Genomic DNA, 14,474 nt, shown 5'->3' with positions numbered 1-14,474 from the left:
GATTTGCATTTATCGTATGCAATATGAGGATTGATATTGTTATAAACATTTGCTTGATTTATTTCATTATATTGATTTTCTCTCCTTTTACATTCACTTTCGCTCTTATATACATCTTTCCTTTGTATATCCCCCCCCCCCCGTTAGCAAGAATCAAACGAGCGAGGTAGAAATTCACAAGCACAGAAGCAATAAGAATAAATACATATTCAACCTTAAAATATCCATAGAAAAACAAACTTGCGCCGATGAGAAAGACTTTAGCCAGAGTGTATTGCTTCATTGCTTGGAGTGTATAAAATCCCAAAAGAGCAAGAGGCAAGAAAGCAAATATAAAGATAAAGGAGCTAAAGAGCATTAAGATTCCTTGTAACTTAAGGGTTGAACTTTCACATCAAATATATATAAAAATAAAAAATGTGTCAAATATATGAAGTAAATTAATGGGGAATCTTTAAGGCTGTATTGTGGATAGAAAAATTAAAAAAATTATGAAAAGTTGTGGTAGGAAGTTGGCTTTTAAAATCCTAAATAAGCAACTTTTAAGCGTGTTTTTACAGAAATATTGAATAATACATTTTATTTTAGCGTGAGGAGCGGAGATGATTTATCAAGGAATGTATCAAGATTCTATCAACACAATTTGTATCGCATTTTCTTACATTTTTGCTGTAATGGAGACAAGATTTAGCATTTTATGCAACTCGCACACTCGGCTAGATTCTCAAAAATTTATAGAATCTCAAGGTGGTTAAATGATGATATTTTTCCTCTTTGCCCTCACTATGTTTTTTATCTATTGGCGTCCTTTTAATTTGCCCTTGTGGGTCTTTAGCACACTTGGGGCATTGGCTGCTTTTGTGCTAGGGCTTGTGAGTGTAGAAGATATGTTGCGTGTGTGGGCAATGGTAGAGGAGAGCACACTCACACTCGTGGGGCTTATTTTACTCACTCTTGCGCTTGAAAAAATTGGCTTTTTCACCTATCTTTCCTCGCTCATTATAGGAATCTTGGCACAAAAAGAACCTAAAAAAGAGCAAATGCAAAATGCGCTCAATCATCTCAATACACAAATACAAAATGAAAGTGCGCAGATTCTTAATGCCTCACATATAAACACGCAAAATCTCACCTCGCAAAACAAAGCACAAATTTTGCAGAATCTAAATCCGCACATTCATTCACACACCACAAATACACCAAAGATTCTCAAAGTCTCTACTGCAAAATTCTATATTTTTCTCATTCTTTTTAGCACATTTTTAAGTGCATTTTTTGCCAACGATGGCGCAATTCTTATTTTAACACCCTTAGTTCTCGCGCTTTTTTCTGCCTCGCATTTGTATCAAGGCGAGCATTCTTTGAATTGTGCCTCATTTTTTACACCGCTTATTTTCTTTTTGCTCCTTGTGAGTTTTGTGAGCGATTTTGCCTCTAATATTTTTGTTATCTCCAATCTCACAAACATCATCACAGCGCAATTTTTTGGCTTAGAATCTACGCACTTTACTTGGCTTATGCTTTTACCCCAAATATTTGTGATAATGGGGGCTTTGTCGTTTTGGTTTGTGCTTAAAAGATTCTTGCCTAAAATGCTTCATTTTGCGCCCACCAAAAGCACATTTTCGTGCGGCAGCATACTTTTTTGTTTTAGTCTCTTATTGGTGCTTTTGTTTGGTATTTTTTACGCACATAAACTTCATTTGCCCCTTTATTTCTTTACATTTATTTGTGCTTTTTTAGCTATTGTTTATGGAAAAATCTTAAGAAAAATGCAGTTTTTTGCAAGTCTCAAAGACGCTCCATTTGGCATCGTGTTTTTCTCGCTTGGGCTTTTTATCGTTGTGTATGGGCTCAAAAATGGCGGAATCTTAAGCTTTCTCACAGAAGCCCTCCCTCTTTTTGCCTCTTTTTCTAAGCAGGTGCAGATTCTATGTTTGGGGTTTGCAAGTAGCATAGGTAGTAGTGTGATGAATAATTTGCCTATGGTAATGCTCGGCAATCTTGCCCTTGCTGATTTGAGGATGCAATTAGAAACTTTTAACGCCCTTATTTTTGCACATTTGCTCGGTTGCAATATCGGCGCAAAGCTCACGCCCATTGGCTCACTTGCCACACTTTTATGGCTCTCTCGATTAAAAGCGTATGGAATCCAACTAGGTTTCTTGCGCTATATGGTGGCGGCATTTCTCATCACTTTGCCCCTTTTGCTTTTGGGGCTTTGTGGCTTGATTTGTTGGGAGTATTTCGCATAAGGTATTACAGAATCTTCGCACAAGATTCAAGCCCTAGTGCTAGTGAAATATAAGTGGGATATAAACTATCTCACCCCTGCAAATCGCTTAGGCTTATCTGTGAAATATTCTTCATTTTGTAGTTTCAACACATTGCTTTTTCTAGCTCTAATAACCACATCTTGCGATTTAGCCCCTCCCAGCATAGCCTGTGAGACTTTTATCGCTTCCTATCACTTGGGTGGCAAGGAATAATGAGGGAGATAGGATTATGCCCTGCATTGCCAACAGCTTGTGCCGACATCTTAGAAATGCCCCTTTGGCGTGCGATTTGCTCTGTAATCTCTTTGTAAGTCTTTGTCTCTCCAAAGGGAATCTTAAGCAAAATTTTCCACACATTTTTGCGGAAATCGCTGCCTTGCAGTAATAAAGGCGGGGTAAAGGGCGGATTCTTCGCAGCAAAATACATTTCTAGCCATTGCTTTGTTGCTTGAAAACAGGCAATTCTTTTTGTTGTGCTTCTTGAATGGGGGCAATGTATTTTTGTCCTTCAAACCACAAGCCAAAGAGAGATTTTCTATCACTCGCCCCTATCATTGTGCCTAGTGGAATGTTATAATATTTTGTGTAAGTCATATCTAAACCTTGTAACAAAGATTTATATATTTGTGATGTTATAAAGCGTAAAAATTCTTACTACAAAATACAAGATTCAAAAGATAAGGGTGCGTTATTCTTTTTGTTTTGAATCTGTCTTTTGATTTTTGTTTTTTACCATTCTGCGCAGAGAGACAAAAAACTTCATCCACTCATCAAGCTCCATAAGCGGATGTCCGCCCCATTTGGTTTTGGGAGGAAGATTCTTACCTACTGCGCCTCTACCAGCCACCTGCACGAAGTCGCCGATATGTATATGCCCTCCTGTGCCTGCCTGCCCACCCATAACGACATTTCTACCTGTGGTTGTAGAACCAGCCAATCCTACTTGCGATACAAGAATGCTATGTTCGCCAACTATGCAGTTATGCCCGATTTGCACGAGATTATCGATTTTTGCACCTTTTTTGATAAGTGTCTCGCCAAAAACCGCCCTATCAATCGTGTTGTTTGCCCCAATTTCCACATCATCTTCTATCACAACGCGCCCGTTATGTTCGATTTTGATATGTTTGCCATCATTTGTATGTGCGTAGCCAAAGCCATCGCAGCCTATCACACTTCCGGCGTGGATTCGCACACGATTGCCAATGAGTGTATCGCGATAGATAACGACATTTGGATAGATGATACAATTCTCCCCAATGCTGACATTCTCGCCTATAACAACATTTGGATAGATGATGCAATTCTCCCCAATGCTGACATTCTCGCCTATAACGACATTCTCGCCTATTTGTGCGTTTGTAGCGCGTGGCTCGCGGTGAGTGAGCGAGAAGCCATCTTGGCTAAAAAGCTGTGAGAGTAGGGCAAAAGCAAGATGAGGATTCTCAACAATAAGGGGTTGTATGTGAGAAGGGACTTTGTCGGCTAGACTTGCGCGGATAAGCACTGCTCCGGCTTTAGAATCTGCAAGAGACACAATGTATTTGTCTTGGTCTATATAGCTTACTTGCGTGGGGGTGGCGGATTCTAAAGGGGCGATACCGCTTAGCTCGAAGTCGTGTGTAATGGCATTTTGCAGGGCGATATAGTCTTTAAAAGCGTGAGAAATGGCGGTGGAGAGTAGCATAGGATACCTTTAGAGTGAGATACGCGCTCATATGAACGGCGCAATGATAGCATATTTATTTGTGGGATAGATTTTGAAATGATAGAGTGTAGGAAAAATGGCACAAAATTGCTTGTTTTTTGTATATTTATGTGGAGTAATTGGAGCAGATTCTTAATAGAATCTGCTACCTTAAAAGTGCTTCCCAAGTGAGATTCCATTTATAGAATCTCGCCCAAGAAATGAGAAAGTAGAAAAAAGAGGCGATTATGACTTCGCATCTTCTACGATGTTGATAATCGTATTTGCCACGCGGCGCGCGGTTTTATCCAAAAATTCTGCAGGAGAAGTAAAGCCCACGCAAGAGCAGTTAATCTCACCCAAAACATACTTATCCTTACCATTTGCATCAGTATCAAGGATAAAGTCTGCTGTCCAAATCAAAGGCAAGTCATAGTTGCCAAGTTTAGTTTTAATCTCTGGGAGATTTGAAAGGAAGTAATCCACTAAGGTGCTCCATTGCTCTGGTTTGTCATAGCGATATTTCGCACCGCTAAAGAGTGTCGCAGAGAACGCGTCCGCGCCTTCAGCTGGTTTTTTATGCACGACATAAATAGGGTCTTTGTAAAGCATAAGGATTCTAATCTCACCTTCTTTAATACGAGGCAAGAATGTCATATCTACGAGCATACCATTATCGCCCTTGAGGTATTTCTCACAAAAATCCATAAACTCGCCAAGCTTATGCTCTTCTACGTGATTATCCACCGCTTCTGTGCAGCGGATAATCGTATCAAGTGGCAATTCGCTCACTTTACCATAGCTACCATCTTTAATCTGCACACGCCAAATCCCCTCACCTGTTGAACCACGATTTTGTTTCAAAACGCGCTCACCTTTTGCAAGTGTTTTAGGGAAATTCTTTTTGAAGTCGTGCTCGCCACCTGCTTCCCATTTCACGCCAATTCTTGCCGCTTCACTTGGGTCATAATACGCCAAAGTGTCTGTTGGCACAAGCTCTGTATTGCGGAGTTTTGTCAAAGCATCTTTCGCACCATAGCCAATCATCGCATCAGGGTGAGGCATACCAATCACGCCATTAGCACAAAGTTCGCGCAACACATCAAAATAGAGTTTCTCCTCTTTGAGATTCCCCGGATTTACGCGTGAAACATACGCATCAGCGGACTTTTTCACATATTCATAGATTTCATTCTTTTTTGCCTCATCTTTTAGAATCTCATCTGTGAAAAACACGACTTCTGCATTCCAGCCAAGCTTTTTGAGATAATCCATCATTGGCACAGTGTCTTTTCTGTGTCCATCTCTGCCTTTGTCGCTACCGCCTACTGCCTCAAAAAACACAACATGTTTTTTCATAAGTCCTCCTTGTGAAAATTTAAAAACACAACATATTACTTTAAACTTTCATAAGATTCGCTCAATTTTTTAATTCTTATATAATTTTTACATTGCTTAGTTAGAATCTACCCATTTTTATGCGATAGGATTTTAATGTGAATCTACACCCTTAAATCTCTTTAGTCGCATAGAGTTGAGCACCACAATGAGCGAGCTAAGACTCATCGACAATGCCGCAAAAAGCGGTATTACAAGTCCTGCCACAGCCAATGGCACACTAAGGGCGTTATAGCCAATGCTAAGCATAATATTTTGTTTAATCGTGCCAAAAGTGCTATGTGCTATGCCAAAGGCATTACACAATGTGCTTAATTTATCATCAAGAATCACTACATCGCTACTCAAAATCGCAATATCACTCCCTGCGCCCATAGAAATAGCCACATCACTTTTACTTAATGCCGGGGCGTCATTAATCCCATCACCCACCATTACGAGCACATCTTTTGGGTGATTTTGTTTATAGGATTCTATCCACTCTGCCTTTTGTAAGGGAGATAGAGTGTAAAAAGCCTGTGTAATGCCACACTTTGCGCTTATTTCTTTCACACTTTGTTCCCTATCGCCACTAAGCAAGACGCTCTCCACACCCTTTTTGCGCAGAGATTCTATGAGTTCCCTCGCAAATGGTTTTGGCTCATCATAGAGTTCAAAAACCTCGCATAACACGCATTTATCCCCTTTTTGAATCCCATAGCCAAAAATCATACCTCCGCCAAGATTCAAAATGGGAATATCAAATCCATTTTGCGCGAGAAAGGCGAGATTCCCACCAAAAAGTCGAGATTGGGAATCTACCGCGCTAATGCCTTTGGCATCATATTGCGTAAAATGCTCTAAAGTAAAGTGCTGTGTTTGAGATGCCAAATCTTTATTTGATTCTAAAAACTGCGCGATACCTTCTGCCACAGGGTGCTTACTTAAGCGCACAAATTCCAAAAGCAGCATTTTGTCATACACCCCATTCAAATGGCATTTTTGCACTTTTGGTTCTCCAAGCGTTAAAGTGCCTGTTTTATCAAATACCACAAGTTTTGCCTTTGCAAGACTTTCTAGGAATCTCGCCTCTCTAAAAAGCACATTATGCTTATAAGATTCTCCAATCCCCACCACAGAGGCGATTGGAGTAGCAAGAGCTAATGCACAAGGACAAGCGATAATAATCACAGATATGGCTATCATCAATGCCTTTTCGCTTCCTACATCACCTATAAAATACCACCCTAAAAAGCAGAGTAGGGCAATGCTTAAAATAACACGTGAAAAATATTGCGAAAGACTATTGGCAAGATTTTGAATCTGTGGGCGATGATTGAGCGAGGAGCTTACAAGGGTGATAATATGGCTCATTAGGCTTTGTGAAAACGCTTTGCTTGCAGTATAAAAAATTTGATGATTAAGATTCACATAGCCAGAAAGCACTTCACCACCTTTGCTTATTTCTAAAGGCAAAGATTCTCCACTTATGGCTTTGGTATCAAAAAGTGCATTTTGAGAGTAAAGCACACCATCAACAGCGATTTTTTCTCCAGCGCGAACTAAGATTTTATCTCCTACTTGCACTTCTTCGGGTGTAACCTCACGCGTTGCTCCAGAATCTTCAACTATCATTACGCTTGTAGGCAAAAGATGATTAAGCTTATCAAGGCTGTCTCCAGCATTTTTTCGCGCACGCACTTCAAGGAATTTGCCAATAAGCACGAAGGTAATAATCATACTCACAGATTCAAAATAAGTCTCGCCACTGCGCGTAAGTGCAGCATAAATAGAATAGCCATAAGTAAGCGTAGAGCCAACTGCTACGAGCAAATCCATACCAATAAAGCCATTTTTAAGTCCATAATAGCTTGAGCGATAAAATACCCAGCCAGAATAAAAGAGTGCAGGAGTGCAGAGGACAAAGGAGGCAAGATTGAGTATATCTTTTGCGTCTTCTTGTATGCCTAGAAAATATCCGCTATATTGTGCGATTGCCACCCACATAATATTCATCGTGCAAAAAAGCGCGACAATGACGCGGATATAATATTCTTTCATCTGTGCTTTATCCGCACTTTCTTGAATCCTGCTATCATACACATATGCGTCATAGCCAATTGAGCGAATGAGCGCGATAATCTCGCTTAGGGCAAGTTTGCTTTTATCCCATATAATTGTAGCTTTGTTGTTGGTGTAATTAATTGCTACACTTTCTACACCCTCTGCATTAAGAAGCATTTTTTCATTGAGCCAAATACACGCTGCGCAGTGAATCCCGCTGATAATGAAATGCACTTCGCTAAGCTCCATATCATCTTTTTTCACGCTCTTAACATATTTTTGCGTAAAAGCCTCACTATCAAAGCGCATTAAATCGTTTTTTTGCACCTCTTGTGTGGGCGGAGAGAGGGGCTTAGTGAGTTTGTCATAAAAGCTATCAAGTTGAGAATCTTGGAGTAAAAAATACACGCTTTCGCAGCCATTACAACAAAAATGCAATTCCTTGCCATTTTTATCACAGCGCGTATAAAGTGCACCCGCATCGTATTCAAGCTGACAATGGGAGCAACGCATTTAGCACTCTGCTAGTTCATTGTATAAAGAATCTCGCTCTATGGCAATAAATCCTGCGTCTTTAATCTGGCTCACAAGCTCTTCTTTGCTTAAACCGCCTTTGCTTTTTGCTCCAGCAGCAGATTGGATTGATTCTATTTGGATTGTCCCGTCCATATCATCTGCACCAAAATCCTGCGCTACAATGGCGAGATTAAGTCCCAAAGTCGCCCAATATGCTTTGATATGTGGGATATTATGGAGCAAGATTCTCGCTATGCTTATAGTTTTTAGAATCTCCTGCCCGGTAGGAAAATCTGTAATGTTTAAAAAGTTATTCTCCTTTTGATACAAAAGCGGAATAAAGGCATTGAATCCCCCATGCTTGTTTGCTACCTTATCATCTGGGCTTTGAGCTTCGCGCAAACGCAGCATATGGTCGATTCTATGTTTTCTTTGCTCGGTATGCCCAAAAAGCATTGTGGCATTACTCATTTTGCCGAGGCTGTGCCAATATGTGTGAATCTCAAGCCATCTTTTGGAACTTACCTTGCCCTTGCAGATAAAAGCGCGCACCTCTTCATCAAAAATTTCAGCACCGCCTCCGGGCATAGAATCTACGCCCACTTGCACCATATCTTCAAGCACTTTTTGGTAGCCCTTATGTGAGATTCTATCAATATAATCTACCTCCGCGGCAGTAAGTGCCTTTAAATGCACTTGCGGAAGAGCCTTTTTAATCTCTCTAAAAAGCGTAAAATACCAATCATAAGTATAATCTGGATTATGACTGGAGACGATATGAATCTCCTTTGCGCCATTGTTGTAGGCAGTTTGCGCGTGGGTGAGAATCTCATCAATGCTCATAGAATAGGGATTTGGATTTTTGCGTGAGGCTGAAAAGGCGCAGAACTTGCAGACATCGGCGCAAATATTGCTTGGATTAATATGACGATTGTTGTTAAAAAATACCTTTTTTCCATAGAGATTTGTGCGTATGCTTTGTGCCGCCTCTGCTAGAGTAAAAATATCATAATCATAAAGCCTGCTTAGCTCCTCTGCGCTTAGCTCATCGCGCTCTAAGGCTTTTTGTAGTAAATCTTTTGCCATATCTTGCTCCCCAAATTGTATTCAATTCTTTTATTATGTAAAAGCGCGATTGTATAATATGCAATCTTAGAAACTCTTTTACAATAAGATATTGGTAAAAATGGTGTAAATATACGTCTTGCAAGTATGTTATGTGAATGCGATATTGAACTCCAAGAAATTACAGAATCTAAGCCACTTGAAAATGAAAATACCCCAGCTGAAAAAACAGGTATAGACGCGCTTAGCTCCCTCTTTAAGTCTTAATTTAGATGTTGCGCGATACACTCTTGTATTTTTGTCTCCTCTTTTGCCTGTTGCTCACATAAAAGCTTAAGCACTTCACGATAATAATTTCTAGAAAATATTTCTACCTGCAATGGTATTAATCCTTCATTATTGCGCACTGAAGAATCCCCTCCGAGTGCCAAAAGTTGAGCGATGAGATAAGGGTTGCCTTTTTGTGTCAATATATGCAAGGGCGTATCACCATTTTTATTTTTCGCATTCACATCTACACCAAAATCTTTAAGAATATGAAATACACTCATATTGCTTCCGTAGGTTGCATTATATGCAATATGGTGCATTAGTGTATTACCATTTTCATCTTTAGCATTTAAATCAATATCTTCCCCCTTATCCTTTAAGATGATAGGCAATAATTCATAGGATACTCTTTCAAATCCTTTATCAGCAGTATTATCTAGTGCAATTTTTCGCACAAGTGTATAAAACTGCTCTGAAGTAATATCCTCTCGGATTGGTTTGTATAAACGCATAAAGATTCTTTGATTTTGTGCCTTATTTGGAAAAGCCTTTAAAAAGTAACTCAAAAATTCTTGCACATCTTCAAATGCTACCTTTGCCCCTTTATCAAGGAGATATTGCAAACTCAATTCATTAGAAAATGTCATTCTTAAAGAACTTTGCTCTTGGGAAACATCCTCATAAAAATAACTTTTCATGCCCTCATCATCCATTGGCTCAAATCTTTCCCATGTATAATAAACAAGTGGCTTATTTGCCTCTGTTTGATTTGTAATGAGCACTGACAAAGCATTATGACAACCATAGTTTAAGCTTAGATATGTCATAAAATCCCACGCATTATTAAAATATGATATACCCATATTATTAAAATCATCAAGTTCTCCTAGAGTGTCTGGGTAAAATCTATCATAAGGAAATATAGCGAGAGAAAGCACTCTGAGAGCAAGGAGTTCTCTCACACAAAGGCGAGCCTTATTAGAAGGGAGATTCTGACAACTTTGTAAAGTTTTAAGCCAATCGCGTTGCATTGATAAAAGCATATTTTTAAGCTCTTTTTGCCCTATTGCTTGAAGTTGTGAATTACTTTCAACAAGTGTGGGGATATAATCTTTGACATATTTATAACGTTGTGCCATAAGCGCATCAAGCATAGCAAGCTCTTTGTCTTTGCAAATCATTTGTTCTATGGCATTGTGAGCTTTTGTGCAATCAAAACTTGGTGCTTTTATCGGCTCTATATCATCTTTAAGCGTTAAGTCATCATTGAGTGCGTTATCAAAGCACACTTCATCACAATTTGCAAAAACTGCCAACGGGTGCTTTCTAGGCTCATCTTTTGCATTTACCCCCAAAGGCAAAATCCACACAAAGACAAAAATATACCAAACCCTCATTAATCTATCTCTTCCATAAAGTATAGCAAGATTATAAACTATGAAATTTAATGTTAAAATAAAGAATCTTTCCCATTTTAAGTGTTTCTAATGGAGTTTATTTTATAATTTCACTTACTTTTAATAAAATGAATATTACATTCAAAGGGCATACTTATGAGCTTTACACATCTTCATCTTCATACCGAATACTCCTTACTTGATGGCGCAAATAAAATTAAATTCCTAGCTAAACGCATTCGTGAATTAGGTATGGAATCTGTTGCGATTACTGACCACGGCAATATGTTTGGTGCGCTTGATTTTTATGTAAGTATGAAAGAAGAGGGGCTTAATCCCATTATCGGTATGGAAGCCTATCTGCATAATGGCGATACACTCGGTGATAAAACAATCAAACAGCGATTCCATCTCTGCCTCTTTGCCAAAAATGAAATAGGCTATAAGAATCTAATGTATCTCTCCTCACAATCTTTTATTGAGGGATTTTATTACTATCCTCGTATTAACAAAGCTTTACTAAGAGAGAGGAGTGAAGGGCTTGTTTGCTCTTCAGCTTGTTTGCAAGGCGAGATAAATTGGCAGCTTAATATCAGCAATCAACGCAATGTGCGATTTGGAGCAAAAGGTTATGAAGTAGCCAAAGAAGTAGCATTAGAATACAAAGATATTTTTGGTGAAGATTTTTACCTTGAGCTTATGCGACACGGCATTAACGACCAGCTTTTCATTGATGAGCAGATTCTAAAGCTTGGCAGAGAGCTTGATATTAAAGTGATTGCGACAAATGATACGCATTATTCTTTGCAAGAAGATGCAAGTGCGCAAGAAGTAGCAATGTGTGTGGCAATGGGTAAAACATTTAACGACAAAGATAGACTAAAACATTCAGTTAAAGAATTTTATGTTAAATCCCCGCAGGAGATGCAAAAGCTCTTTTGTGATGTGCCTGAAGTGCTAGAAAATACGCAAGAAATTGCGCAAAAATGCCGACTTGATTTAGATTTGAAAAATATTGAGATTAAAAACAAACATACAGGTGAGATACTATTAAAAAATACTCCAGCAACCCCTCCTACTTTTAAACATACCACAAATTATGCACTCAAAGAAAATTTGCCACAGATTCTTAATTGCTCTTTAGAATCTATTGATGATGCAGTGTATTTCGCCTTTAAATGTCGTCAAGGGCTAGAGGAGCGACTTAAACATATCCCCACAGAATCTCACCCTATGTATAAAAAACGTCTAGAACACGAGATAGAAGTGATTAATTCAATGAAATTTCCCGGCTATATGCTCATTGTGTGGGATTTTGTCAATTTTGCAAAACAAAATAATATCCCCGTGGGACCCGGACGTGGTTCAGCAGCAGGCAGTCTCGTAGCGTATTCACTTAAGATTACAAATATTGACCCGCTTAAATATGATTTACTTTTTGAGCGATTTTTGAATCCCGAGCGGGTAAGTATGCCCGATATTGATATGGATTTTTGCCAACGCAGACGCGGCGAGATGATAGAATATGTAGCAAATACTTATGGCAAGTTTAATGTCGCACAAGTTATTACCTTTGGTTCGCTCCTTGCAAAAGGTGTGATACGAGATGTCGCACGTGTGCTTAATATGCCCTATAATGATGCCGATGCTTTTGCAAAACTTATCCCAGCAGAGCTTGGTATCACCCTTACAAAACACATAGGTAAAGATGGTAAAGAAAAAGATGGTGCGTGGGAAAAAGAGTCGAGGATTAAAGAACTTGTAGAGAAAAGTCCTTTAGCAAAACAAGTATGGGATTATGCCTTGTTGCTTGAAGGATTAAAACGCAATGCCGGCACACACGCTGCAGCTATTGTAATAGATTCCCAAGAAGAGCTATGGCACAAAGTCCCTCTTTATACAAATGATAAAATGAATGGTGTCGCTACGCAGTATTCTATGAATTGGCTTGAGCCTGTGGATTTAATTAAATTTGACTTTTTAGGACTTAAAACGCTCACTGTAATTGATGATGCAATTAATCTTATTAAAAAGCGATACGAAAAAGAAATTGACTTTAGCACAATGGAAATGGACGATTACAAAGTCTATGAAACAATCCAAAGTGGCAATACGCTCGGATTATTCCAAATAGAATCTGAAGGTATGCAGGCAATAGCAAAAAGGCTCAAACCAAGCAATTTTGAAGATGTGGTGGCAATGATTTCCCTCTATCGTCCCGGACCTATGGATCTTATTGATGATTTTATCGCTCGTAAGCACGGATTAGTAAAAATTGAATATCTCATAGACGCGCTAGAGCCGATTTTAAAGCCCACTTATGGCGTGATTGTCTATCAAGAGCAAGTAATGCAGATTGTGCAAACTATTGGTGGATTCTCTCTTGGCGGAGCAGATTTAGTGCGCCGTGCTATGGGAAAAAAGAAGCTTGATGAAATGTTGAGATTAAAAAAGGAATTTGCTGATGGCGCGCAAAAACAAGGCTATAATCGCGCTAAAGCAGAGGATTTATGGGAACTTATTGTGAAGTTTGCCGGCTATGGATTCAATAAATCTCACGCTGCAGCCTATGGAATGATTACCTATCAAACCGCATTTTTAAAAACATATTATGAGCACGAATTTATGGCAGCTATGCTCACAAGTGAGACAAATAAAATAGAATCTATAGCAAAATACATTGATGAGGTAAAATCTCTTGGTATTGAGATTGTGCCTCCACATGTAAATATCTCTGAAAACAATTTTGGTGTGGGTGAATTTGATGGAGTGAAAAAAATCATTTTTGGACTAAGCGCCATTAAAGGGCTAGGCGATGCACCTATTGAAAATATCATACAAGAGCGTGAAAAAAATGGTGCATACAAGAGTTTGGAAGATTTCATCGCGAGAGTAGATTTTTCTAAGCTCACAAAACGTTCTTTAGAGCCACTTATTAAATCCGGAGGATTGGATAATCTAGGCTACTCGCGTAAAAGTATGCTTGAATATATAGATATACTCTGTGATAAAGGGCGAGAAAAAACTAAAGCGCAAGAGATGGTGCATAACTCACTCTTTGGTGAGGGTGAAGTAGAGATTAATATATATTTGCCTATCACTCATAAAGGTGAATATGATATACGCACTTTGCTTGATTATGAGTATGAATGTATGGGAATCTATATATCGGGACATCCTCTTGATGACTTTAAGGAACAGATACAAAAGATTAAGGGTATGGCTAAGAGTATGGATTTGGAAGAATTAAAGGTAGATTCTACTTGTATGCTTGTGGGAAAAATATTGAATATTAAGCGTAGGATTAGCAAAAAAAGTGGCAAACCTTTTGGCACAATCGACTTCTTAGATTATGGTGGGAAAGTTGAAATAACGGTATTTGAAAAACACCTTGAAACACTTGAAAATCTTGATTTGCAAGAACCTTTAGCATTAAAATGTAAAATAGAGGAAAGGGAAGAAAGCTCAAGTTTTAGAATCTTAAAAATTTTTACACTCGAAGAAGCAGCAAAAGAAAAGATGCGCGTAGAATTTAAAGCCTCGAATATAGAAGAGGAAGAGATTGTCCCCATTGATATGAAGCCTACTGAAATTGATACCTGCACGCCTTTATGCCTTGTGCTGGATTCAAGCTGTGTGGCAAGTGGCATTTTGGATAGAATCAAGGAACATTCGCAAAATGTTAGGGGTGAGCGTGAGCTGCATTTAAGAATTAAGAGCGATAATTTTGGTTATACTTTTGTGAGCAATCTTAAGGTGCATTCGAGTATTAAACATACATTGAATGAACTTGAATGGTGCGAATAGAAAAAAGGAGTTGTA

13 protein-coding genes are annotated in these 14,474 nt (G+C 38.8%); 4 read left to right on the top strand and 9 right to left on the bottom strand.

All coding sequences use genetic code 11. From position 1 onward, the window contains the following. Window positions 1-58: 58 nt before the first annotated feature. The gene (locus BN2458_RS08400; RefSeq protein WP_058122092.1) at window positions 59-358 is read right to left on the bottom strand and encodes a hypothetical protein; all 300 of its coding nucleotides are present in this window, start codon (window positions 356-358) and stop codon (window positions 59-61) included. Between the two features lie 244 nt (window positions 359-602). Here BN2458_RS08400 and BN2458_RS10025 point away from each other — a divergent pair, with 244 nt between their 5' ends. Together BN2458_RS10025 and BN2458_RS08395 are read left to right on the top strand one after the other, a co-directional pair. Then, a complete protein-coding gene (locus BN2458_RS10025) occupies window positions 603-755 on the top strand; it encodes a hypothetical protein (RefSeq protein ID WP_156407291.1) in 153 nt (50 codons plus the stop codon). Further along, window positions 756-2,255: an ArsB/NhaD family transporter gene (locus tag BN2458_RS08395; RefSeq protein WP_052082214.1), complete on the top strand. Its 1,500-nt coding sequence runs from the start codon at window positions 756-758 to the stop codon at window positions 2,253-2,255. It abuts the gene before it with no gap. A 199-nt stretch (window positions 2,256-2,454) separates the two neighbouring features. On the opposite strand, the gene BN2458_RS10185 is transcribed toward BN2458_RS08395, so the two are convergent. The 7 genes from BN2458_RS10185 to mqnE form a co-directional block, all read right to left on the bottom strand. Beyond that, the gene (locus BN2458_RS10185; protein ID WP_197631361.1) at window positions 2,455-2,703 is read right to left on the bottom strand and encodes a methylated-DNA--[protein]-cysteine S-methyltransferase; all 249 of its coding nucleotides are present in this window, start codon (window positions 2,701-2,703) and stop codon (window positions 2,455-2,457) included. A gap of 2 nt (window positions 2,704-2,705) precedes the next feature. Continuing rightward, window positions 2,706-2,870, bottom strand: coding sequence for a hypothetical protein (locus BN2458_RS10180; protein ID WP_197631360.1), 165 nt, complete (start codon window positions 2,868-2,870; stop codon window positions 2,706-2,708). Between the two features lie 94 nt (window positions 2,871-2,964). Beyond that, a complete protein-coding gene (lpxD, locus tag BN2458_RS08385; RefSeq protein ID WP_034327616.1) occupies window positions 2,965-3,963 on the bottom strand; it encodes a UDP-3-O-(3-hydroxymyristoyl)glucosamine N-acyltransferase in 999 nt (332 codons plus the stop codon). Then, complete coding sequence (locus tag BN2458_RS10020) at window positions 3,882-4,163, bottom strand: hypothetical protein (protein WP_138109499.1); 282 nt, start codon at window positions 4,161-4,163, stop codon at window positions 3,882-3,884. The genes lpxD and BN2458_RS10020 overlap by 82 nt, the downstream gene beginning before the upstream one ends. 46 nt (window positions 4,164-4,209) lie before the next feature. Next, a complete protein-coding gene (locus tag BN2458_RS08380) occupies window positions 4,210-5,322 on the bottom strand; it encodes a Cj0069 family protein (protein ID WP_034327617.1) in 1,113 nt (370 codons plus the stop codon). A 132-nt stretch (window positions 5,323-5,454) separates the two neighbouring features. Next, window positions 5,455-7,917 (bottom strand): heavy metal translocating P-type ATPase, encoded by a 2,463-nt coding sequence (locus tag BN2458_RS08375; protein WP_034343776.1) that lies wholly within the window; start codon window positions 7,915-7,917, stop codon window positions 5,455-5,457. After that, complete coding sequence (mqnE, locus tag BN2458_RS08370; protein WP_034343777.1) at window positions 7,918-9,006, bottom strand: aminofutalosine synthase MqnE; 1,089 nt, start codon at window positions 9,004-9,006, stop codon at window positions 7,918-7,920. A 90-nt stretch (window positions 9,007-9,096) separates the two neighbouring features. Here mqnE and BN2458_RS10770 point away from each other — a divergent pair, with 90 nt between their 5' ends. Further along, window positions 9,097-9,252 (top strand): hypothetical protein, encoded by a 156-nt coding sequence (locus BN2458_RS10770; RefSeq protein WP_422652288.1) that lies wholly within the window; start codon window positions 9,097-9,099, stop codon window positions 9,250-9,252. Here the strand turns inward: BN2458_RS10770 and BN2458_RS08365 are convergent. Further along, the gene (locus tag BN2458_RS08365; RefSeq protein ID WP_052082215.1) at window positions 9,249-10,652 is read right to left on the bottom strand and encodes an ankyrin repeat domain-containing protein; all 1,404 of its coding nucleotides are present in this window, start codon (window positions 10,650-10,652) and stop codon (window positions 9,249-9,251) included. The two genes, BN2458_RS10770 and BN2458_RS08365, sit on opposite strands and share 4 nt — an antisense overlap. Before the next feature lie 156 nt (window positions 10,653-10,808). Here BN2458_RS08365 and dnaE point away from each other — a divergent pair, with 156 nt between their 5' ends. After that, entirely contained in the window at window positions 10,809-14,459 is a 3,651-nt protein-coding gene (gene dnaE / locus BN2458_RS08360; protein WP_034343779.1) for a DNA polymerase III subunit alpha, read from the top strand. The last annotated feature ends 15 nt before the right edge of the window (window positions 14,460-14,474 follow it).

Origin of the sequence: Helicobacter typhlonius, assembly GCF_001460635.1 — a bacterium.
In the GTDB taxonomy this organism is placed as follows: domain Bacteria; phylum Campylobacterota; class Campylobacteria; order Campylobacterales; family Helicobacteraceae; genus Helicobacter_C; species Helicobacter_C typhlonius.
This window is presented reverse-complemented; position numbering and strand designations above follow the sequence as displayed.

What these genes read in the sequence shown, in the direction of transcription:
- BN2458_RS08400 (WP_058122092.1), bottom strand. Translation starts at nt 358, where the DNA reads ATGCTCTTTAGCTCCTTTATCTTTATATTTGCTTTCTTGCCTCTTGCT.
- BN2458_RS10025 (WP_156407291.1), top strand. Translation starts at nt 603, where the DNA reads ATGATTTATCAAGGAATGTATCAAGATTCTATCAACACAATTTGTATC.
- BN2458_RS08395 (WP_052082214.1), top strand. Translation starts at nt 756, where the DNA reads ATGATGATATTTTTCCTCTTTGCCCTCACTATGTTTTTTATCTATTGG.
- BN2458_RS10185 (WP_197631361.1), bottom strand. Translation starts at nt 2,703, where the DNA reads ATGTATTTTGCTGCGAAGAATCCGCCCTTTACCCCGCCTTTATTACTG.
- BN2458_RS10180 (WP_197631360.1), bottom strand. Translation starts at nt 2,870, where the DNA reads ATGACTTACACAAAATATTATAACATTCCACTAGGCACAATGATAGGG.
- lpxD (WP_034327616.1), bottom strand. Translation starts at nt 3,963, where the DNA reads ATGCTACTCTCCACCGCCATTTCTCACGCTTTTAAAGACTATATCGCC.
- BN2458_RS10020 (WP_138109499.1), bottom strand. Translation starts at nt 4,163, where the DNA reads ATGGAATCTCACTTGGGAAGCACTTTTAAGGTAGCAGATTCTATTAAG.
- BN2458_RS08380 (WP_034327617.1), bottom strand. Translation starts at nt 5,322, where the DNA reads ATGAAAAAACATGTTGTGTTTTTTGAGGCAGTAGGCGGTAGCGACAAA.
- BN2458_RS08375 (WP_034343776.1), bottom strand. Translation starts at nt 7,917, where the DNA reads ATGCGTTGCTCCCATTGTCAGCTTGAATACGATGCGGGTGCACTTTAT.
- mqnE (WP_034343777.1), bottom strand. Translation starts at nt 9,006, where the DNA reads ATGGCAAAAGATTTACTACAAAAAGCCTTAGAGCGCGATGAGCTAAGC.
- BN2458_RS08365 (WP_052082215.1), bottom strand. Translation starts at nt 10,652, where the DNA reads ATGAGGGTTTGGTATATTTTTGTCTTTGTGTGGATTTTGCCTTTGGGG.
- dnaE (WP_034343779.1), top strand. Translation starts at nt 10,809, where the DNA reads ATGAGCTTTACACATCTTCATCTTCATACCGAATACTCCTTACTTGAT.